Source organism: Ignatzschineria sp. PL_is040, from assembly GCF_055813795.1.
On sequence record NZ_JBVPGU010000001.1, the window covers coordinates 276,017 to 298,593 of the forward strand.

The 22,577-nt window shown below is 39.4% G+C and carries 16 protein-coding genes and 1 riboswitch; of the genes, 7 read left to right on the plus strand and 9 right to left on the minus strand.

Going from position 1 to position 22,577, the window contains the following annotated elements; all coding sequences use genetic code 11:
• Positions 1-87 precede the first annotated feature (87 nt).
• Positions 88-1,050 carry an AEC family transporter gene (locus AC0SAP_RS01135; RefSeq protein WP_473382469.1) on the minus strand — a complete coding sequence of 321 codons (963 nt, stop codon included), beginning with the start codon at positions 1,048-1,050 and terminating at the stop codon, positions 88-90.
• A gap of 430 nt (positions 1,051-1,480) precedes the next feature.
• Between AC0SAP_RS01135 and AC0SAP_RS01140 the strand changes: the two genes are divergently transcribed.
• From AC0SAP_RS01140 to AC0SAP_RS01155, 4 genes are all read left to right on the plus strand, one after another.
• Positions 1,481-2,185 carry a hypothetical protein gene (locus AC0SAP_RS01140; RefSeq protein ID WP_473382471.1) on the plus strand — a complete coding sequence of 235 codons (705 nt, stop codon included), beginning with the start codon at positions 1,481-1,483 and terminating at the stop codon, positions 2,183-2,185.
• 86 nt (positions 2,186-2,271) lie between these two features.
• On the plus strand, positions 2,272-2,616 hold the full coding sequence (locus AC0SAP_RS01145; protein WP_109201074.1) for an ArsR/SmtB family transcription factor: 345 nt from the start codon (positions 2,272-2,274) through the stop codon (positions 2,614-2,616).
• Between the two features lie 137 nt (positions 2,617-2,753).
• Positions 2,754-4,505, plus strand: coding sequence for an arsenical pump-driving ATPase (gene arsA / locus AC0SAP_RS01150; protein WP_473382473.1), 1,752 nt, complete (start codon positions 2,754-2,756; stop codon positions 4,503-4,505).
• 81 nt (positions 4,506-4,586) lie between these two features.
• The gene (locus AC0SAP_RS01155; protein ID WP_473382474.1) at positions 4,587-5,870 is read left to right on the plus strand and encodes an arsenic transporter; all 1,284 of its coding nucleotides are present in this window, start codon (positions 4,587-4,589) and stop codon (positions 5,868-5,870) included.
• A gap of 814 nt (positions 5,871-6,684) precedes the next feature.
• On the opposite strand, the gene AC0SAP_RS01160 is transcribed toward AC0SAP_RS01155, so the two are convergent.
• Complete coding sequence (locus AC0SAP_RS01160; protein WP_473382476.1) at positions 6,685-7,398, minus strand: GntR family transcriptional regulator; 714 nt, start codon at positions 7,396-7,398, stop codon at positions 6,685-6,687.
• Between the two features lie 29 nt (positions 7,399-7,427).
• Between AC0SAP_RS01160 and lhgO the strand changes: the two genes are divergently transcribed.
• The gene (gene lhgO / locus AC0SAP_RS01165; RefSeq protein WP_473382477.1) at positions 7,428-8,642 is read left to right on the plus strand and encodes an L-2-hydroxyglutarate oxidase; all 1,215 of its coding nucleotides are present in this window, start codon (positions 7,428-7,430) and stop codon (positions 8,640-8,642) included.
• Between the two features lie 201 nt (positions 8,643-8,843).
• Here the strand turns inward: lhgO and AC0SAP_RS01170 are convergent, their stop codons facing one another.
• The 7 genes from AC0SAP_RS01170 to serC all read right to left on the minus strand — a co-directional run bounded on the left by AC0SAP_RS01170 (position 8,844) and on the right by serC (position 19,940).
• Positions 8,844-9,791 carry a magnesium transporter CorA family protein gene (locus AC0SAP_RS01170; RefSeq protein ID WP_473382478.1) on the minus strand — a complete coding sequence of 316 codons (948 nt, stop codon included), beginning with the start codon at positions 9,789-9,791 and terminating at the stop codon, positions 8,844-8,846.
• An 87-nt stretch (positions 9,792-9,878) separates the two neighbouring features.
• Positions 9,879-10,829 (minus strand): magnesium transporter CorA family protein, encoded by a 951-nt coding sequence (locus AC0SAP_RS01175; protein ID WP_473382480.1) that lies wholly within the window; start codon positions 10,827-10,829, stop codon positions 9,879-9,881.
• Positions 10,830-10,993: 164 nt separating this feature from the next.
• Complete coding sequence (locus AC0SAP_RS01180; RefSeq protein ID WP_473382481.1) at positions 10,994-11,929, minus strand: magnesium transporter CorA family protein; 936 nt, start codon at positions 11,927-11,929, stop codon at positions 10,994-10,996.
• Positions 11,930-12,419: 490 nt separating this feature from the next.
• A riboswitch (M-box (ykoK) riboswitch) is annotated at positions 12,420-12,646 on the minus strand.
• Positions 12,647-12,724: 78 nt separating this feature from the next.
• Positions 12,725-14,572, minus strand: coding sequence for an ABC transporter ATP-binding protein (locus AC0SAP_RS01185; RefSeq protein ID WP_473382482.1), 1,848 nt, complete (start codon positions 14,570-14,572; stop codon positions 12,725-12,727).
• 271 nt (positions 14,573-14,843) lie between these two features.
• Positions 14,844-15,941, minus strand: coding sequence for a tRNA 2-thiouridine(34) synthase MnmA (gene mnmA / locus AC0SAP_RS01190; protein ID WP_286479276.1), 1,098 nt, complete (start codon positions 15,939-15,941; stop codon positions 14,844-14,846).
• 313 nt (positions 15,942-16,254) lie between these two features.
• Positions 16,255-18,423 (minus strand): carboxy terminal-processing peptidase, encoded by a 2,169-nt coding sequence (locus AC0SAP_RS01195; RefSeq protein WP_473382484.1) that lies wholly within the window; start codon positions 18,421-18,423, stop codon positions 16,255-16,257.
• Between the two features lie 416 nt (positions 18,424-18,839).
• The gene (gene serC, locus AC0SAP_RS01200) at positions 18,840-19,940 is read right to left on the minus strand and encodes a 3-phosphoserine/phosphohydroxythreonine transaminase (protein WP_473382485.1); all 1,101 of its coding nucleotides are present in this window, start codon (positions 19,938-19,940) and stop codon (positions 18,840-18,842) included.
• A gap of 455 nt (positions 19,941-20,395) precedes the next feature.
• Here serC and clpP point away from each other — a divergent pair, with 455 nt between their 5' ends.
• Together clpP and clpX are read left to right on the plus strand one after the other, a co-directional pair.
• The gene (gene clpP, locus AC0SAP_RS01205; RefSeq protein WP_094568053.1) at positions 20,396-21,004 is read left to right on the plus strand and encodes an ATP-dependent Clp endopeptidase proteolytic subunit ClpP; all 609 of its coding nucleotides are present in this window, start codon (positions 20,396-20,398) and stop codon (positions 21,002-21,004) included.
• A gap of 170 nt (positions 21,005-21,174) precedes the next feature.
• Positions 21,175-22,488 carry an ATP-dependent Clp protease ATP-binding subunit ClpX gene (clpX, locus tag AC0SAP_RS01210; protein WP_473382486.1) on the plus strand — a complete coding sequence of 438 codons (1,314 nt, stop codon included), beginning with the start codon at positions 21,175-21,177 and terminating at the stop codon, positions 22,486-22,488.
• Positions 22,489-22,577: the final 89 nt, after the last annotated feature.

Below are 22,577 nucleotides of genomic sequence, written 5' to 3' on the forward strand. Positions count from 1 at the left end.
TACATATAAGCTAATGAATCTTCTAGAATACTTATCATAAAATCTTAAGATGATCATTTCACTTTATAGATTTTTGTATTTAGAGATCTATATCACCAATAGATAGATAAACCCACCGATGGTTAGTGGCGACAAGATAGTGCTGAGTAATAGTGCCGAGGGCATATTTTTTTCTGCGACCTTATATTCAATCGCAAAAACTACGATGATCGGCATTGCCGGAATTGCCATTGTAATCACTGCTTGAGCGACAGTTTTATGATCGAGTCCCAATGCAGATGCCGCAAAATAGATCGCTGCCGGTGCCGCAATATTCTTTAATATGACAATAAACCATGTTAAAAAATCTAATCGAATTTTGTAGGCCGCTAACATAATCCCGGAAGCAAAAAGGGCGACTCCGGAGGCTGATGATCCCAATAAATTGAGGGATTTACCAAAAAGAGAGGAGAGATCGAGGCCTGAAAAGACAATAATAACAGCAAGAATTGGTGCCCATACTAAAGGTTTTTGTACAGTCTCTTTTAAGTGCTCAATAAATATAGAGCCGGCATCTTCTATCTCTTTATCATTTTCTGCTTGCTCACTCTTCATTTTTCCGACCGTTAAAAGATAAACAGTGAAGGGGACGATCGTAACGTTAATGACGATACTACCGATAGCCATCGGTACTGCACCAGATGTGCCGAAAACACCTTCAAGAATTGCAGGACCAAAAAAAGGAACGGCAGGTCCGGAAACAGCAACCGCCACCAATGCGCTAGCGCTAAGGGATAATCTTAGTAAGAGGCGAGAGATAAAATAGACAACAATATAGGTAATAACAACACCTGCAGTAATTGTTGTAAATAAGGGGAGACTTTCAATTAAATATTCGCGAGAAGTACTGATTGTTCCGGCAAAAATTGCCATCGGAACGGCATATGTTAAGACCATTCGATTTAAAATCGGCGCATCACTACTGGTGAAATCATGATGCCATGCAGCGAAAAAACCGAGTAACAGCGTTACAACTATAGGGAGCGTTGTATCTAATACAGTCATCATCATATCGATCACCTTATTTGGGAGTGGTAGCTTCTTGTGGTAGCTATTTTACAGATCTTTATAAGATCTCCTCTTTATAATTTTTATAAAATATTTTTGCAAATGTTTTCCATCTATTTTTGTCCATCTATTTTTGAATATGCATGAATGTATATTTAAAAATAGATATTCCAGTTGATGTTTAAGTGATGTTTAAATGATATTTAAGCGATGGCAGATGGAGGGTTTGTAGTGCTACTCTCTCAAAATGGGGCTTAAATCTTCAAAAGTGGTTGATCTATATGTAATTATTGAGTTTTATCATAGACAATATTCCTAATAACCCGTTAATATTGTATCTGGTAGATCAATTTGAGAGGCAGGGTATCGCTACTGCCGTTTACATTAATTTCTCAATCATTTCAATACATTGATATCTTAAAAGAGAGGATTTATGGGCGCTTCCGCTGCTGCTGGTGGTTTTATTATTGTTATCTTTATTGCCATCCTTGGCTTTCTACTCTTTTTAGGATTGTGGATCTATCGCCGGCGTTATTTACGAGGATCGAGAGAGATCTCTAAGCTCAAACTCTTTGGAATCAATCTATCGATGGTGATTACGGTTTTCCCGGCAGTTATGCTTCTTTGGACCATCTTTGTTACAGAAATTACCGATTTAATCGCTGAAAAGCGAGCTTTAGAAGCGCTTAAAGAGCGTTATTTTCAAGTAGAAGAAGATTTAAGTTTTGGCGAGATAGTGATCCCGGCACAATCATGGATTAATCTCGATTCTCCCACAGATTATCCATTAGAGAGCCTAAAAGATATCCGCCAAGGCATCGATAGTGTCCGTTTTTCAACACCCCAAGCGATTCATCATCTTCCAACTTCCGCCTTTGAATTCAACTATCAAGGAGTCGCCCTTGAACTTGCCGAGGCGTATCAATATGAGAAGGATGGTGAGATTCATCATTGCGATAAAGGATGGGTTGTGATGCTCAACTATCCAGAAGGGATCGATTGGCATACGCGCTATAGAGAAGAGAGTGATCAATGGTTTAATCCTTCAACCTGGAAGATCGATAACTGCTTTGAGATGACAAATGGCGTCGCTGTCTTCGGCGTGGGTGAATATGGGCTCTATTTGTTGTTAAAGTGATATCGTAAATTTATTGTTGTTTGGGCTATTAGAAAAAATCAGATAGATTGTTTGCATCATTTCAATAGAAGTTATAGTATCAAAATATGGAAAAGAAGATTGCAATAAAAATGTTTGAAGCATTATCGTCTGAGGTCAGATTGGATGTATACCGCTTATTAGTTAAGTATGGTGATTCAGGTTTAGTTGCAGGAGAAATAGCAACTCTACTGGATATTCCTAATACTAATTTATCCTTTCATTTAAAGGCTCTTGTACACGCTGAAATGCTATATGTAGAGCAAGAAGGAAGGTTCCTACGTTATAAAGCTAATATTGATTTAATGTTATCTTTAGTAGAATTTTTAACTGATGAATGTTGTTTTAATAACCCAAACCATTGTTTATCTATTCGAGAGAAACATCCCAAACTTAAAAATGTTTTAAGATAATTTTAGGATGCTGTAAACATGGATACTCATCTAATATTTCAATAGTTGTTGAATAGTTGCTTTGTTAGAGTTTAAAAGTTATCCTCAAGAAAAGATCTGTTAGCGCTTTTATAGCCGTTGAACTAGGAGTTATTGATATGAATTTTATTAAACATGCCTCTCCCTTTCTATTTTTTACCGGTAAAGGCGGTGTTGGAAAAACATCTATTGCCGCCTCAACGGCTGTAACGCTGGCAGATATGGGAAAAAAGGTATTAATTGTTAGTACGGATCCTGCTTCTAATATTGCTCAAGTATTCGGGCAAAAAGTAGGTTCACATATTACTGAGATAAAAGTTGTTTCGAATCTTTCAGCGATTGAAATTAATCCTCACGATGCAGCTGAAGCTTATCGTAAAAAGATCATTGATCCTATTAAAGGCACACTTCCTGAAGATGTTATTGCCGGAATAGAAGAGCAATTATCAGGAGCATGTACCACTGAAATTGCGGCATTTGATGAATTTACAGCACTATTAACAAATAGTGATATTAAGCGTGAATTTGACCATATTATCTTTGATACAGCACCCACAGGTCATACTATTAGAATGTTATCGTTACCAGGTGCTTGGAGCGATTTCTTAGAAGCTTCACCTGAAGGCGCTTCTTGCTTAGGACCTTTAGCGGGGCTAGAAAAACAGAAAACTCAATATAAAGCTGCGGTTGATGCCTTAGCTGATGAAACAATGACAACGATGGTTCTTGTCTCTCGAGCGCAAAGAAGTGCTATTAATGAGGTATCTAAAACTTTTGATGAACTGTATGCTCTTGGAATTCATAAACAATATCTCGTGATCAATGGTTTATTCCCTAAAGAAGAAGCGCAGAAGGATGAACTAGGGGCCACAATTTATGAAAGAGAGCAGAAAATTTTAAAAGCCATCCCATCAAATATTGAGAAATTATCGATTGATTATATCCCTTTAAAACCCTTTAATTTAGTGGGGGTTGATCACTTAAGGTTACTGTTAAATCGTGAGAGTCTCTCGTTTGAAACATTGATAACACCCGAAGCAATCAATGTTACTGTTCCCGATTTAGCAACTATGGTAGAAAAAATTGCTCAAAAGGATACAGGATTATTAATGCTAATGGGGAAGGGCGGTGTCGGGAAAACAACGATGGCCGCAGCAATTGCCGTTAAATTAGCGCAAATGGGGAAACAGGTTCATCTATCGACATCTGATCCTTCAGCACATTTAGCATCGACTTTAAATGATGAAGCGTTGAGCAATTTAACCATCAGTCGCATTGATCCTATTGCGGAAACTGAAAGATATCGTGGGGAAGTGATGAAACGCCATGGGGATAATTTAAGTGATAGTGAAAAAGCTGTTTTAGAGGAAGATTTAAGATCACCTTGTACCGAAGAGATTGCGATTTTCCAAGCATTCTCGAGAATTATCAGAGAATCTAGTAAAAAGATTGTTGTGATGGATACAGCGCCAACAGGGCATACACTACTATTATTAGATGCAACCGGCGCCTATCATAATGAGGTGATTAAGCAAATGGGTAGTAAAGGCGTTACAACGCCGATGATGCAGATTCAAGATCCCGATAAAACAAAGATTATTCTTGTAACACTTGCGGAAACAACGCCCATTACAGAAGCTCAGCATCTTGAAGAAGATTTAAGTAGAGCAGGAATTCAACCATGGGGCTGGATCGTCAATAATAGTTTAGTCAATCATCCTACTCGATCAGGACTCCTAAAAGAGCGAGCCTTGAAAGAAAAAGAGGAAATTGAAAAGGTATCAAAACGTCAAGAAAACTTAGCGCTTGTTAGGTTACAAAATGATGAGCCTGTGGGCATAGAAGGATTAAGTAAACTTTCTCATCACTGATAAGCATTATTTTTATAAATAAATCATATATTGATAAGCTCCTTTATTAGGGGCTTATTGATCTTTTTTAGGAAATTACTGATGATAGCAGCAATTATTATATTTATACTGACTTTGGTGTTAGTCATATGGCAACCCAAAGGTTTAGGAATTGGTTGGAGCGCATCTATTGGCGCTATATTAGCACTTTTATTTGGGGTGATTACCTTTGAAGATATTCCCCTCGTTTGGGAGATCATTTGGAATGCGACGATTACTTTTATCGCCATTATTATTATTAGTTTAATTTTAGATGAAGCAGGCTTTTTTAAATGGTCGGCCTTACATATTGCTAGATTTGGTAACGGTAATAGCCGAAAACTCTTCACCTATCTGATTCTGCTCGGGGCTTTAGTTGCGGCATTCTTTGCCAATGATGGTGCGGCTCTCATTATTACGCCAATCGTTATGGCCATGCTTCTATCTTTAGGCGTTAGCCGAGCAACCACACTCGCATTTGTGATGGCGGCTGGCTTTATCGCTGATACAGGAAGTTTGCCATTTATTGTTTCGAATCTTGTTAATATTGTTTCAGCGGATTATTTTGATATTAATTTTACACGTTACGCCTCTGTTATGTTGCCGGTAAATATCGTTTCTGTTGTCGCAACATTAATTGTGCTCCATCTCTTTTTTAGAAGAGATACAAAATTTTCATATAACGTTCATCATCTTGAAATGCCGAAAGATTCTATTGTGGATTTAGCGACATTTAAAGCAGGATGGGGGATTTTAGTTTTCCTATTGATTGGCTTCTTCACATCTGATTATTTAGAGATACCTATCAGTTTAATCGCCTCTACTGCGGCATTAATTTTGGCATTGATTGCTTATCGAGGAAAGAAAATCAACCTTAAAACTGTTGTAAACGGCGCTCCTTGGCAAATCGTGATATTCTCTCTAGGCATGTATCTTGTAGTTTTTGGATTACGAAATGCAGGATTAACAGATTATATTACCGATATACTCAATCATCTTGCGGATAATGGGTTATGGGCATCCATATTTGGAACAGGGGTTCTCACCGCTATTTTATCATCTGCGATGAATAATATGCCTACAGTATTGGTCGGTGTACTCTCTATTGATGCGAGTACGGCGGCAGGACTGACAGAAGAAGCGATGGTTTATGCAAACGTGATCGGTAGTGATTTAGGCCCTAAAATAACGCCAATAGGAAGCCTCGCAACACTACTTTGGTTACATGTTTTATCTCAGAAGAACTTAAAAATTACTTGGGGATATTACTTCAAAGTCGGTATTATTTTAACCATGCCAATTTTATTGGTCACTTTAGCTGCTTTGGCCATCAGGCTCTCTTTCTAATTCGAGTAGAAATTGAATATAAATACTTTTAATGAAACCTCAAGATTTATTCTGAGGTTTCATTATGTAAGCTTACGATTAATATTAATTTGGGATCGTCATTATGAATCTATAAGAGATAGATATTTATGAGTTAGGACTGTATAAACAAATTATTTAACATAATATATAGAATCAGACATTCTATATATCTCTCATATATAGATAGGTGAGTACCCTCTTTAAAGCTTACTACCCATTTTGATCCTTATTCTTTTATCTTATGTTCCTATTTAAGCCTATTTAAGATTTTAGACTTTAGACTTTAGACTTTTAGTATGACCATCATTGGATTTAGATGAAGATGACTTTGAAACCTTTAAAGACTTTAAAGGCTTTTAAGACTCTGAGGCTTAAGAGAGATTCTCTAAAATTTATATCTTAGTAGTTTATATCTAGTGCGTTTAGATGAAATGCTTTTGATCTATTTTGAAAAGATCCGGAATAAAGATAGAAAGACCCGTTCTAAATAAGCATGATAGACCAATAGCTGAAGATTAATCGCACCAATTTTACGACTGATGGTTCATATGAAATCTATTAAAGATAGGCGTTAAAAAAGGATCGGGAGAAATTCCACAATCCTTTCGATGGGTTTGATTAGTAATCGCTCAAAATTGTTCAAACATCGCTATCTATCTGCTCTATTGGGGAAGATTACTCAATGGCGATCTTTTAGATATATTACACATTGCGTGTTGCATGCAACTACCACATATGATAAAAATACCATTAAGCTAAACGAATTGATAAGTAAGGAGAGATCTTTAAAATATTACTGTTTATGAATCCAGGAGAACTGTTCGAGAATATCGGTATCATTCCAATTTTCACGGCTATTTGATTCTTGTGTCACTAAGAGACGTGCGGTATTGATAATATGGCGCTCCATCTCTTTGCCGGCATTATCTGGGTCACCATTTAGGATCGCTTTATGTAATCCTTGATGATCCTCAAAAGCTTCAAGACAGGTGCGAGAATGAGGAATAGTACTCGGTCCCGATAGTAAAACGGTATTACGGGTATTATCGATAATGGTCAGCGCCCTTTCGACGGCGGCAATTTTAAGAAGTGCTGAGTGATACTCTTTATCTGCTTGAAGTGTTGCTTTTGCATCATCTGCCTCTGCTGCTTTAAAGAGGTTATGATAAGCAATATTGAGCGCTTTAAGGTCATCTTCGGTCCGAATCATTGCCACTTTTCGAACTAATGGTACTTCGAGCATCAGGCGAATTTGGAAAGATTCTAGAAGATCTTTTAAAGAGGTCGGAAGGATACGAATACCACGATTACGCTCAATACGGACCAGACCGATATTGGCCAGTTGTTGGGCGGCTTCTCGAATGGGGGTTCTCGATGCACCGACCCACTCCCCTATCTCAGTTGCTGAGTAGAGTTTTCCTGGTTCTAACACATTGTTAAGGATCGCTTCACGTAAGAGTTCAAACGCTTGATCAGAGAGACTTTCTATTTTTTTTAGTTTTTTCATATTCAAGTATCGTAATTAAGGAGATAAATGTGTCAACCATCAACTATGCAGTGATTGGAGGAGGAATCAACGGACTCTCCGTTGCAAGACAGCTTCTCATCGACTATCCCGATGCCAATGTGACCCTTTTTGAAAAAGAGTCGGAGGTTGCAAGACATCAAACAAGCCATAACTCCGGCGTGGTGCATGCAGGATTATATTATGCAAAGGGTAGCCTAAAAGCAAGATTATGTCGACGTGGTGTGGAGCTTGTTCGTGATTATTGTCAAACGAATAATCTTCCTTATGATCAGTGTGGAAAAGTGGTGGTCGCCCTCAATGAGATTGAAGAGGAACGATTAAAAAAGCTCTATCAAATCGCCCTCGATAACGAAGTACCCAATGTTCGCATGCTCTATGGCGATGAGATCAAAGAGGTGGAGCCTAACTGTATTGGTGTTGCTGCCCTTCACTCTCCTGAAACGGCGATCGTCAGTTATGAAGCGATTGCAAAACGCATTGCCGAAGAGATTCGGGAGCGTGGCGGTAAGATCGAACTCAATAGTCCGGTTGAATCGATCACCAATCGCTCTGATGGCAAGATTAAGATCACACTTGCCGGCAATCGTGCTATTCCTACAGAATTTGATTATGCGATAAGCTGTGCCGGCTTGCAGTCAGACCGATTAGCGAAGAATTCAGGTGATATCGATACGCCTAAAATAGTCCCCTTCTTTGGGCAATATTTTGTTTTAGATGATCAATATACAGATGATGTTAAAGGGCTTATCTACCCTGTTCCTGATCCTAAATATCCATTTTTAGGTGTCCATTTTACCAAGCGTATCGATGGGAAAATGACAATAGGCCCTAATGCTTTTCTCTCTAAAGGACGAGAAAATTATGATGGTAAAGGATTTAATTTGCGCGATATTAAAGAGTATCTCCTCTATCCTGGTTTTTGGCGTTTTGCTTTCCGTAATATTCCTGCCGCTATGCGCGAATCAAAGACGGTTTTTAGCCAACAAAACTTTATTAATGAAGCGACTAAATATGTGCCGAGCCTCGCTAAAATGACAGTAAAACCAGCAACAAGAGGGATTAGAGCGCAAGCAATGGAGGCAGATGGAACGTTAGTTGATGACTTTGTGATTCGTCGTGATGGGAATATTACCCATATCCGCAATGCACCATCACCGGGAGCGACCTCTTCTATGGCAATCGCAGAGTATATTGTGCGAGAAGTGATGCCGGGGAAAGCATAAGATTAGAGTGGCTCATAAATCTCAAGTAACTACTAAAGTAATTATCATTAGAGCATTAGAGCATTAGAGCAATATAATATCGATCGATATTATAAAGTTTTAAACCTTAAAACTTTAAAGCCTTTGATACTGATAAGTATCAAAGGCTATTTATTATGAGTTATATTTATTATGGGTTAAATTAGTGATGATTTTTGAGTTTTAAAAGAATCTCTTCTTGAAGAAGATGCCGGCAATTACACCACTGAGTACCACCATGATTGCGATCAGTAACATAAATGCTTCCGGTTCATCTTGATATGGCAGGGGAACATTCATCCCATAGATGCTCGCAATTAATGTTGGAATCGAGAGTACAATCGTCATTGCCGTTAAAAGCTTAACTACATGACTGACATTATTTTGAATAATATTGCCATAAGCATCCATCACATTATTGGCATTGAGTTGGTTGATCTCTGCAACAGAGTAAGCCTGCTCAAGCTCGACAATAGTGTCATCAAATAACTCTTGTCCATCTGCAATGAGCTCTAAGTGATGCTCATGATTAATCTTTCTCATAAGATGTAACATCTGTTTAAGAGAGATTGTCATATCGAGTAATCCATCGTTGAGGTAGAGTAACGTATAGAGCTCTGAATTGCGATATGAACGGGAGAGCTCCTCCTCTGCTTCTGCGATCTCATGCTCCATGGTATGCATCAATTTTAGATAGCGTTGTGCAGTGTGATGAAGGAGATCGAGCGTATTTTGAATAAGCCGCTCTGCCCCTAAACCTTGGCAGTTTCGAATAAAATTCTCCCGTAATTGTGGCGTCTCGACATCACAGATTGTTACAAGGTGAGAGCCGGTCAATACGATACCAAATGGCACTGTACGGTAACGGATACCATCGCTATTTTTCTCAATTTCCCGATTCACTGTTGGCACATGAATAATAATGTAAGTGATCCCGGCACTCTTCTCAATCATGGGTCGAGTATTAGGATCGAGCGCTTCGGCAATAAAATGGTTAGAGATCCCAAGTTGCCGATTCATCTTGAGTCGCTCTGCCGCTGTGGGGGCAATCACCTCTACCCAATTCTCTTGCGTGATCTCTGATTCATGGTAGTAGCTATTGCGAATAAGGTTTTTATAGATCTGCATCATTGTGATACCTCCGATATTGTTGGCTGTTTCTTCTGTTCTGCTTATATCTTCGAATTTTTTCTTCAATCTCGATTCCCGACCTTTCGATCAATGTAGGCGAAGATAACGCTTAAAGTAGAAAAAGAGTATGAGCAGTAGACTCAATCCCGCCATGATGGTGGCGACGATAATGGTAGTCGTAGGATCATCTTCATTCGGTAGCGCAACATTCATTGAGAAGATCGAACCAATCATCGTAGGAATAATCATCACAATGGCGATAGCGGTGAGCGCTTTTAAAACGGTATTGAGATTGTTATGTACAATTGCAGCATAAGCATCCATTAGGTTACTAAGGCTCTCTCGTCGCATCTCGGCAACTTCGGCTGATTGTTCAATATCGACTAAAATTGTATCGAGCAGTTTTCGATCAGATTCTTGAATTTTGAAGGTGCGTCCTTGCATCATCTGGCGATAGAGAATGGCCAAGGCGGAGAGCGAAGTTGAGAAGAAGACTAGACTCTTACTCAATTCGATTAAGCTAAAGAGCTCTCTATTTTGGTAAGAGGCACGTAATTTTTGTTGCAATGCTGCCGCGGCATCATTGATATACCCTAAATGATCATCATATGCTTTTGCCACCGCTTTAAAGAGCAGTAGCGTGATGCGAGTCTTCATCTCTGTCTGGAAATCGCCACACTCTCCATTGATGAGTTGTTCAATAAGAGGATGATGCTGACGACTTACTAGAATGAGATTACTATCGGTATGAATGATCCCTAAAGGTTGAGTGATATAGGGCGGTTCATGTTTCTCCCCTGCCTTGGGATTTTTAATCGGAAGATTGAGAACAATAAGATACCCATGCTCATCTCGCTCTAAACGGGGTCGCTCATCTTGATCGAGGGCATCGGTAAAGAATTTTGCCGGCAATTGAAAATGGCGCGTCATCTGATTGATCTCATCCACATTAGGATCGATCAAAAGAAGGAGATGGTTAGGACGAATGACGGATTTTTGGATTAAGCGCTCATCGCTATTTTTGTAGATGGTTAACATGATGTTACTCCTCTATCTAGGCCGATTTATAATGTTCGGATTAAATTTGATCTCTCACGAGATTGATTATTGCTGATTATTACTGATTGTTATTGGTTATTATTGACTATTATTATTGGTTGCTATCGGATGCTATTGAGTATTATCGATTATTGCAGGTTGCCTTAAAGCATCTTTTTAACCTTAAAGATGAGTAGTGCTCCCACGATTAAGATGCCGGTGATGATGCTTAAGAGCGTTAGGGCGTAAGGTTCATCTTGAAATGGCAAGGGGGTATTCATGCCGTAGAGCGCAGCAATCGACATCGGGATTGCTGAGATGGTGATAAAGATCGTTAAATATTGCACTGAAAGGCTGAGATTATTCTCAATCAGTGCAGAATAAGCATCCATCAAGTTACGCAAATTGGCATTATAGACACGAGCTAAATTCTCTGCTTGAGCCGTCTCTACAATAAGATCAGAGAGCTGCAGATCCTGCTCATAATCTGCTTTTAGAGTACTCTGCTCATAAATCAGGTTGAGAAGTTTATGATTATGCTTTAAAGCTTTTGCAAAAAAGAGGAAACTTTTATTGTAATTGAGAAGTTGATAGACAGATTGGTTGTTAAAAGCGCTTTTGAGCTCATCTTCCATCTTTGTTGTCTCCCTCTCAACCTCTTTGGTTGCAAGAATAAAACTCTCCGTAGTTAACTCTAAAAGGCGATAGACAAAGCTTGTCACATCGGCAAAAGCCCACGTTACCAAATATTCATGCTCAAGATGCATCAAGAGCGGTGTTTCATCCTCTAAAATAGTGATCACTCGATTCCCTTTAATGAGAATTGTTAAAAGGGTCATTTGGTAAGGGATGGCAGAATATGGGAGATTTCTTTTAGGAACATGAAGCCTTAAAAGAAGAAGATCGCCAATCTTTTTCTGCAGACTACCGCGAGGCTGATTGAGGGTATCGAGTGGTAGATTGAGCGAGTGAAGGAGTCTATCGACCTTCTCCTTACTCGGCGCGACTAGATTGACCCAAAGCGTTGTTGCTCGTTGTGCTTCTTGAGATCTGTTGGCGTTATTGAGTAAAATTCCATGCTCTGCTGGATAGATCGTCATTATAAAACTCCTTTTTGCGAATGCCTTTGCTCTCTTTCTCAATAACGCTTAAAGTGCGTCACTGCCCTTTTGATAAGTATTGAGGGAGAGAACAATTTTGATAATCAGTTAGGTAAGGCTAAGTGCAATTGAGAGCAGCAATAATTGAGAGCAATCAAATGATCAAAGTTAATAAAAGCGCATATCAAAGCGTATATCCGAATATCCGAATATCCGAATATCTAAACGGAATACACGAAATATATAAAACATATGGATATAAGCTAATAAAACTTATCGAGGGTAACGCATCTTATCTGTTAAAACTTAATTTTAAAGCTTAATTTTAAAGCCTATTTTTATAGCGATAACGCAAAAAAGCGTACCCTCAATCATGAAGGCACGCTTTCTAGAGAGATAGTATCAAGATACTGATCTCTGTTATACGTTTTTAATCGACTCAGAAGAGATCGATAGAGAGATTATCTCTACCAATTGATCTGAAAGTCTGATCGTCCTCCATTCATTGAGCTTTAGCACTGTACGGCATAAGATCAATCAGATATCAGGAGAAAGTGAGAGGAAGGTAACCCCTACTTTATTCTATCTATCTCAATTGACTAGCTACGTTATAAACCACCTTAATTCGATAGTTTCTGTTCAAACCCGTTGGCGTCTTTGGACGTTTCTGGGCAGTAGCATATCTCCGTACAGGAGCCTCACCTAACGAGGTATTTCTAATTTGTTGGAGCAGATCATAGACTCAATAGTGCATCGATGTCAACTCTTTTCATAAAAAGAATTTTACTCCAAGCGCTATTTCTCCGTTTCATCCTCTTTCATCTTGCCTGCTTGCATCTCCCAAAAAGAGGCGTAAAGCCCCCCTTTTTTCAGTAATGATTGATGGGTTCCCTGCTCTATAATCTTGCCATTTTCCATCACAATTAAACGATCCATTTTGGCAATGGTGGAGAGTCGATGGGCAATGGCGATTACTGTTTTCCCAGCCATCAATTGCTCAAGATTCTCTTGAATCACACTCTCCGATTCAGAGTCGAGTGCAGAGGTTGCTTCATCGAGAATCAAAATCGGCGCATTTTTAAGTAAGACTCGCGCTATGGCAATACGTTGTCGCTGCCCACCTGAAAGTTTTACACCACTTTCTCCGACTAAAGCATCTAATCCTTTCTGCCCATATTGATCTATCAACTCTCTGACAAATTGATCTGCATGGGTTTTTCTTAAAGCTTCATAGAGCATCTCATCTGTCGCATCAGGATTGCCATAGAGCAGATTATCTCTGATAGAGCGATGAAATAGCGTCGGCTCCTGTGTGACAACGCCAATTTTTTGCCGTAAAGAATCTTGCGTAAAGTGACAAATATTCTCACCATCAATTAATATTTCACCGCTATCGATGTCATAGAGTCGTAGCAGTATCTGTGTTAATGTTGTTTTGCCGGCACCCGATGGCCCTACTAGTCCAATTTTTTCTCCTGGATGAATCATTAAATTGAGATTCTGATAGATCGGTTTCTCCTGATGATAATTGAAAGAGACATTACGAAAAGTGATCTCACCTGTCACATTTTTTAACATTCTGGCGTGAGGATGATCTTGTACTTCTCGCGATTGGGCTATCACTTTAATTCCATCTTGAACATTACCAATATCTTCAAAAATATGGCTAATCACTCGCATCACCCAGCTTGACATGGTATTGATTCGAATAACAAGACTCATAGTAAATGCGATTGCTCCGGCAGTGATTAAAGAGGCACCCCAGAGATAGATAGAGAGCATGATCGTTGTCGCAATTAAGAGGCTATTTAGAATCATCAGAGTGAGATCCATCATGGTTGAGAGCTGCGTTGATCGAAGAGCAGCATCGGTCTGTTTCTGCATCACTGATTTTGCATCATTCTCATCTTTTTCAGAATGGGAGAAAAGTTTCAATGTTGTAATATTGCTATAACTATCGACAATATGGCCCATTAGACGAGAGCGTGCTTTTGCAGAGATATGGGAACGGTGACGTGTTCTTGGGAGAAAATAACGTAAAATCAGCGTATAAAGCAGAATCCAGATTAAGATAGGGAGTGCGAGCCAAGGATTCATCTCAAAGAAGAGAATAATCGTTGTAACCGCATAGATTACTATGCGCCACATGGAGTCGGTAGACATAATCACCGAATTGCGGATCGATTGACCGGTATTCATAACGCGACTTGCAATCCCACCAGAAAGGCTACTATGAAAGAAGTTAAGGCTCTGTTTAACGACATAACGGTGCTGTTGCCAGCGAATCATCGATGTAAAGTTGGTCGTTAATGATTGATTGATCAGAAGATTATGCAAAAATGAGGCTAAAGGACGGAAGAGTAGAATAACCGATAGCATAAGAATAAAGGTCCAATGGTGCTTCTCCCAGAGCTCTGCAGGCGTATGAACACTATCGACAAGATCAACAATCTCCCCAATATATTTAAAGAGAAAGATCTCCAATGTTGAGACAAAAAATCCTGTCACAAGGAGTGCAACAAAGACCCATTTAACCTGGCTAATATAGTGCCAATAGAAGGCAAATAACGTTTTAGGGGGCGCCTTATCGGGGTGTGATTTAAAAGGGTCGATAAGGGATTCAAAACGTTGGAGAATTTTCATAAAGGGCCATTATAAAAGTACTAAAAATAGGGGCTAAAAATATTCGATCAATAATATTCGACTGATAGTTGATAGAGTACCTTATTTGATATCCGTTATCAATTAGAGGGTAAAGAATAGGTGAAGAGTCGGTGAAAAGTAACTAAAAATGAAAAGGCGACTTAGAATGTCGCCTTTTTTATGTCCAGCTATCGATTATTTGTGATAGCAATATGTGATAATAAGTATCAATAAGTGATAATTGATAATAATAGGTGATTAAAAACTTTGATTAGGTAATTTTGCGCTCGATAAAAGCGCCCCCTAAACAGATATCTCCATCATAAAAGACAATCGATTGCCCGGGCGTGATGGCTCTTTGTGGCTCTCTAAAATCGACGCGGATTTTGCCCTCTTTCTCCAGTGTCACCTCACATTTAACATCTTGTTGGCGATAGCGAATCTTTGCCGTTAAGCGAGGGTTGACCTCTTCCCAATTGATAGGATTAATTTGATGGAGCTCGCGAGCGATTAGACCCCTTCCATAGAGCTCCTTTTGATCCCCTTGCACCACAATCAATTGATTCTTCTCAAGATCTTTATCTGCCACAAACCAAGGCTCACCTGTAGAATCTTTACGCCCACCAATGCCTAAGCCTTGTCGCTGACCGATAGTGTAAAATGCTAAACCTTGATGTTGCGCTACAACTTCACCATTAGGCATGACCATATCACCGGGCTCTGTGGGGAGATATTGCATGATAAAATCGGTAAAATCTCGCTCCCCAATAAAGCAGATCCCTGTAGAATCTTTTTTATCAAAAGTGATCAGGCGATTATCGAGAGCAATTTGTCGCACTTCGCTCTTCTCATAATCTCCGATCGGAAAAAGAGTATTGATTAGCTGTTGTTGATTGAGTAGATAGAGAAAGTAGCTCTGATCTTTATTATTATCGATACCTTTTAGGAGATAGGCTTTACCATCTTCCCGGCGAACACGAGCATAATGCCCCGTTGCGAGATAATCTGCGCCCAACTCTTCTGCATACTCTAAAAAAGCTTTAAATTTAATCTCTTTATTACAGAGAACATCGGGATTGGGGGTTAGCCCATCTTTCAACGTATCGATAAAGTAGTCAAATACTCGCTCTTTATAATTTTTAGCGAAATTGACACGGTGAAGTGGAATGCCGAGTGTCTCACAGACCGCTTCTGCATCTTTAAGATCATCTTCCGCACTACAGTAACCTTGGTCAAACTCCTCTTCCCAATTCTTCATAAATACGCCATGAACATCAGCGCCCCGCTCTTTTAAGAGAAACGCTGCTACAGAGGAGTCGACTCCACCGCTCATTCCTACAATGACACGTTTACCTCTTATATCTTCCATCTCTTAGCCTCTCAACTCTTTTAGCCCATTACTATGAATGGTACAGATCTAAATAGTATAAATTTTAATGATATTTTAATGATATAAATCATCGATATAAATCATTAATGTAAATTATTGATATAAAATTAATGATACAAACTTTGACAGTCCGGATTTCCAATAGTACGAATTTTAGTATGGCTGATCCATCATACTGGCCGCTGTAAAAATAAATGGTTAGCATTCTATCGAATAATATAAATAGAAGGCTAACCATTTTTATAGCTGATTTTTATCGCTGATTTCTATCGTTGATTGATACAGTATATCGTTACTGTTTATCGCTCTTCTTTTCATCATCGAGAAGATCGATATAATCACGGAGAATCAATAATCCCTCTTCAAGTAGAAGGTCTGTCTCTGTTTCTTTTAAGAGCTTTGTATATGAACCATCTTCATTGCGGAACTGCTCAAGTGTTAATGGTTCATAGTCGTAGAGAACTCTCATTCTATTTTGCAATTGAAGATTCTCTTCCTCTTCGCGCTTAAGCTTCTCTTTGCGCTTATCAAGATTGAGGCTCATCTCATTGATCTTCCAGAGCTCTAATGTTTTATTCGCCTGTTTTTTAAAGATCTGATGCTTCTCTTCCTCTTTAAAGCGCTCTTTACTCTTATTTTGCAACTGAGAAGTCACTTCTTCTGTAATAACGACAGAAGGTTCATAATCCGGAGCTGCATCGATAGTATCCCAAGCCATAACATAGAGCTCTTTCGATTCACCAATCTCATTAGGATCATAAATTGAAGGGAGCGTTACATCAGGCTCAACTCCTTTCTCTTGTGTCGATTCCCCATTTGCGCGGTAGAACTTCGCAATAGTGACTTTCGATTGTCCTGGTTTGGTCGATTTTGCTAAAATTCGGCTAAGATCGATCATCGTCTGAACGGTACCTTTACCAAAAGAGGTTTGACCAGCAATGATTGCTCTCCCCTGATCTTGCATACTGCCGGCAAAAATTTCAGAAGCTGAAGCACTTAAGCGATCGATCAGAACCACCATTGGTCCATCATAGATCAACTCTTCATTAGGACTCGATTGTGCATCTTGCTGACCATCAAATCCTCGCGTTTGAACAATGGTCTTATCACTACCGATAAAGAGTGCAGAGAGATCGATCACCTCCGTTAAAGATCCACCACCATTACCGCGTAGATCAATTAAGAGTCCATCAATATGCTCATCATTGACCAACTTAAGTAGTAATTTTTTAACGTCACGTGTTGTACTCTTGAAGTCTTGAATCCCTTTTTTACTACCTTCAAAGTCACTATAGAATGCCGGAAGTGTAATAACGCCTAAGGTATATTCCTCTTCACCATTTTCAGAAGGGAGTTGATAGACCTTCGATTTCGCTTCCTGCTCTTCAAGTTTGACCGTATCACGAACGATCTTAACAATTTTTTCTGCGCCCTTTCCTTTATTGCCAATCATCTGTAGACGGACAACGGTATCTTTTTCGCCGCGAACCATCTCAACCACTTTATCAAGACGCATCCCAACAATATCGACAAACTCACCATCTTCTCCCTGCGCAACACCGATAATCTCATCACCGATCTGCACCTGGCCAGTCAAGTCTGCAGGTCCTCCAGGAACGACCTCTACAATCTTGATGGAATCATCATCTTGGCGTAAAACCGTACCGATTCCTTGCAGTGAAAGACTCATACTAATATTAAACTGCTCCATCTGTTTAGCGGAGTAGTAACCAGAATGGGGGTCAAAACTGAGAGAAACTACATTCATAATAAGACTAAAGAGTTCTCCCTCTTCCATATCATGAATACGTTTTTGACGTGCATTATAACGCTTCTGGAGCTTCTCTTTTGCCTCTTCAAGGGTCAAGGCATCATCTGTGACCATGAGGTTAATCAGCTCATTTTGTAGACGATCTTTCCAAAGTTGACGCATCTCGGTCTTATCTTTGGGGAAATTTTCATCTTTGCGCTGAATGAAGAGACTCTTATCTACATCGAAATCAAAATCTTCAGCTAAGATCTCGGTGACCATTGCATACTGCTCATCCATACGGATCAGGAGTTGTTGGTACATCTCATAGGGAATCTCTAATTGTGAGCGGCGAATGAAGTCATCAAAGCTATACTTATATTGCTCAAATTGTTCGATATCTGATTGAACGAAGAAGACCTTCTGTGGATCGAGCGCCTTAAGGTAGAGTGTATAGATACGCTCTGATAGTGCATCATCAATAGGGATACGATCATAATGATATTGTGCCAAGATTGCCGTATGGGCAGAATTGATCAGTTGCTCATTATAGGAAGGCTTCGTGATAATCGGCGTTTTTGGTGTATCGGTTGCGGCGATTGTCGATTGGCCAAATAGAAGTGCTGACGAGATAAAGAGTCCACCGACTAATTTGGCAAAGCGGCTTTTGATGAATTTTTTCCCATTAACCATTACGTTTTCTATATCCATTGTCTGTTTGATTAGTTCGCAAATGTTTGCTGATCAAAAATCTATATATTTTATATATCTATCTATATATCTTTTTGCTGAATACTTTTTGCAATCAGTGCGATAAGAGATATCCCTACCATCGAGAGTATAAGGAATATGATCTGTAAGAGTGACCAATAAACACCCTTATCAGTTCCATTTCAATTGATAAAACTCGTTTTAGTATAGCGGAATCGAGCTTTTTTGTTTAACTTTTTTGCCTACATTACTTAGAAGTAATCGGTAGTGCTGAAGATCATCATAATTCAATAAATCCCAATAAAACTCAATACAAACCCAATAAAAGAGAGCCCTATAACTTTAGGACTCTTGTAGGACTCTCTTAGAGATACTCATTACGAATTACGAATCACAAATTATGAATAGAGTGCGGACTATGAGTAGTGACGATCTTCAAAGTCTTTCATAAAGTTCGTCAAAGCGATGACGCCTTCAATCGGCATTGCATTGTAGATACTTGCCCTCATACCGCCAACACTACGGTGTCCTTTAAGGTTGATTAGATGATTCTCTTCTGCTTCTTTTAAGAAGAGTGCATCTAAGGTAGGATCTGCGAGTGTAAAAGGAATAGTCATATTTGAGCGAGCGTCAACATCCACACGATTACGATAGAGGCGACTATTATCGATAGTATTGTAGAGTAGGAATGCTTTTTTATGATTAAGCTTCTCGATCTCCTCTAAGCCACCCTTCTCCTTAAGCGCTTTAAGTACCAAGCTCATAAGATAGATTGCAAAAGTTGGCGGTGTGTTGAGCATTGAATCATTTTTAGCCTGTAGCGTATAGTTCAGTGCATCAGGAACATAGGGGGAGGCATTTCCTAATAGATCTTCTCTTACAATAACTAAAGTTAAACCTGCAGGACCAATATTTTTTTGTGCGCCGGCATAGATCACGCCATATTGACTTACATCGATCTTACGGGAGAGGATGTTAGAGCTCATATCTGCAACAACAGGGATGGGGCTATTTTTAATATCGTAGAAGAATTCAACACCATTGATCGTCTCATTTGAACAGAGATGAAGGTAAGCACTATTGGGATTAGGGGAGATCTCATTCTCTCTTGGTATAGAGATATAACCCTCCTCTTTTCCACTATAGAGAATATTGTTTTTTGCGTAACGAGCGCCTTCAGCGGCTGCTTTTTTGGACCAGATCCCCGTCTCTATATAATCAACGGTGGTTTTACCATCACCAATACGATCACCTAATAGGTTGAGAGGCACTAAACCAAATTGTGAAAGGCCGCCTCCTTGGAGAAAAAGAACCTTGTAGTTTACCGGGATATCGAGCAACTCACGAAGGTCTGCTTCACACTCTTTTGCTAATGCTACAAACTCTTTACTACGATGGGACACTTCCATCACAGAAGCGCCCTGCTTCTGCCAATCGAGAAGTTCTGCTTGCGCCTCTTTTAAGACTTTATAAGGCATTGTTGCTGGACCTGCACAAAAATTGAATGTCTCTCTCACTGCGATTAATCCTCTGTTTCTGCTTTAATTAGTGACTTAAATAGTTACTTAAATAGTTACTTAAATAGTTGCTTAAGTAGGTTGTTCAAATTAATGAAAATTGCGCTTAAGTATCATAACTTCATGGCTATAAGGTGTTGAATACTTAAGGCACTAAAAAGATGCTACAAATAAAAAATGGTACAAAAGTTATCTAAAAAATCACCCCTATCTTACTACTAAGGGCGAGAGATTTCAGAGATATTTTATCCATAATTGAAGTGGAGGAATGGGATCTTTAGCTCTCTTTAGGGGAAGATAATTTTTGCGAAATTTCTTAAGCAGATGCAGATTGAAATGATATTTGAGAATATCTGAATATTATTCATAATGCTTTTTGCTTTTCTGCTAAAATGGCTCGTTTGAAAGAGATTAATTGAGATTAATTGGTTTAAACCACAGAGGGAAAATTCGTAATGTCTTCTATTATCGATACTGAAATGGCGCGTTTAGTGCCTATGGTTGTTGAACAAACTGGTCGTGGAGAGCGTTCATATGATATCTACTCGCGACTTCTTAAAGAGCGGATTATCTTTATGGTCGGTCAGGTGGAAGATCATATGGCTAACCTAATTGTGGCGCAGCTCCTCTTTTTAGAAGCGGAAGATCCCAATAAAGATATCCATCTCTACATCAATTCTCCAGGAGGATCTGTCACTGCCGGCATGTCGATCTACGATACAATGCAATTTGTTAAGCCTGATGTATCAACAATGTGCTTAGGACAAGCTTGCAGTATGGGAGCATTCTTATTAACTGCCGGGGCTAAAGGTAAGCGTTTTGCCCTTCCTAATTCACGGGTGATGATCCATCAACCGCTTGGAGGATATCAGGGGCAGGCGTCTGATATTGAGATCCACACGCGTGAGATGCTTAAAATTAAGAAGCAACTCAATACTCTCCTTGCGCATCATACCGGCAAAACAGTTAAACAGATCGAAAAAGATACCGATCGCGATAACTTTATGAGCGCGGAAGAGGCGATGAAATATGGTTTGATCGATCAGGTCGTCACTAAGCGTTAATTGGATTAATATCATGAGAAGTATCATGATAAATATCACTTAAATTGAGCTCAATCGGGTTAAATCGAGTCATTCAGATCTATAAAGAAGTCTCTGATATGCGATATGCGATATTTAAGAATGATGATATCAAGCGTTGATAAATGAAAGAATTGGAGTGAATTCACACAATGAGTAATAAAACTGATAAACCCACAAAAAGTATCGAATGCTCCTTCTGTGGTAAAGATCAGAGCGAAGCAGAACGCCTTATCTCAGGAAATGGTGTCTATATCTGTAAAGAGTGTATTGAGCTCTGTAATAATCTTGTAGTAGAAGATGTTAAAGCTGAGCTTGAAGCGGAGTATGAGAGCCTTCCTACCCCAAAAGAGATCTTTACACACCTTGATGAGTATGTGATTGGTCAAGAAGATGCAAAGCGCACCTTAAGTGTAGCTGTTTACAATCACTATAAACGTCTAGAGAGTGAGCGTTTTTCTGATACGAAAGAGGTTGAGCTTAGTAAGAGTAATATTCTCCTTATTGGTCCGACAGGATCAGGAAAGACTCTTCTTGCAGAGACTTTAGCAAAAACGCTCAATGTTCCTTTTGCCATCGCTGATGCAACGACACTGACGGAAGCAGGTTATGTCGGGGAAGATGTTGAAAATATAGTTCTTCGTCTTCTTCAAAACTGTGACTTTGATGTGGAGAGTGCGGAATCTGGAATCATCTATATCGATGAGATCGATAAGATCTCCCGTAGAAGTGAAAATCCTTCTATTACCCGCGATGTCTCCGGTGAAGGGGTGCAACAAGCGCTTCTTAAAATTATTGAGGGAACAACTGCTTCCGTCTCCCCTACCGGCGGACGTAAACACCCAAATGCAGAGCTCATTGATGTTAACACTCGCAATATTCTCTTTATCTGTGGTGGTGCATTCTCTGGCCTTGATAAGATTGTGCAACAGCGCCAATCGAAAGGGGGGATCGGTTTCGGCGCAGAGGTAAAAGCGAAAGATGAACAGAAAAATATCTCCCAACTCTTATCTGAGGTGGAATCGGAAGATTTAGCGAAATATGGCTTAATCCCGGAGTTTATTGGCCGACTGCCTGTCATCACAACGCTTGAAGAGTTAGATGAAGATGCACTTGTCAATATCTTAACGGAACCGAAAAATGCTTTAACAAAGCAATTCTCTTATCTTTTTGAGATGGAAGATGTCTCATTAGAATTTACAGAATCTGCTTTAAGAGCGATCGCTAAAAAAGCGTTAGCACGTAAAACAGGAGCGCGAGGCTTAAGAAGTATTATCGAACACCTACTTTTAGATACGATGTTTGAACTCCCATCACTCGATAATGTTGCTAAGGTAATTGTCGATGAGAAATGTGTGACAGAAGGTGTTGCGCCTGAGATTGTTTTTCACAAAGATCATCAAAAGAGTGATGAGAAAGAGATTTCAACGGAGAGCCCCTCTAAAAAGAGCGCCTCATCGAAGTAACTTATCAGATTAGATCAAGTGTTGATAATCAACTTCAGACTGATCCAAACCGACTTAAAAGATTTAATAGAAAAGGAAGAAGAGACTCT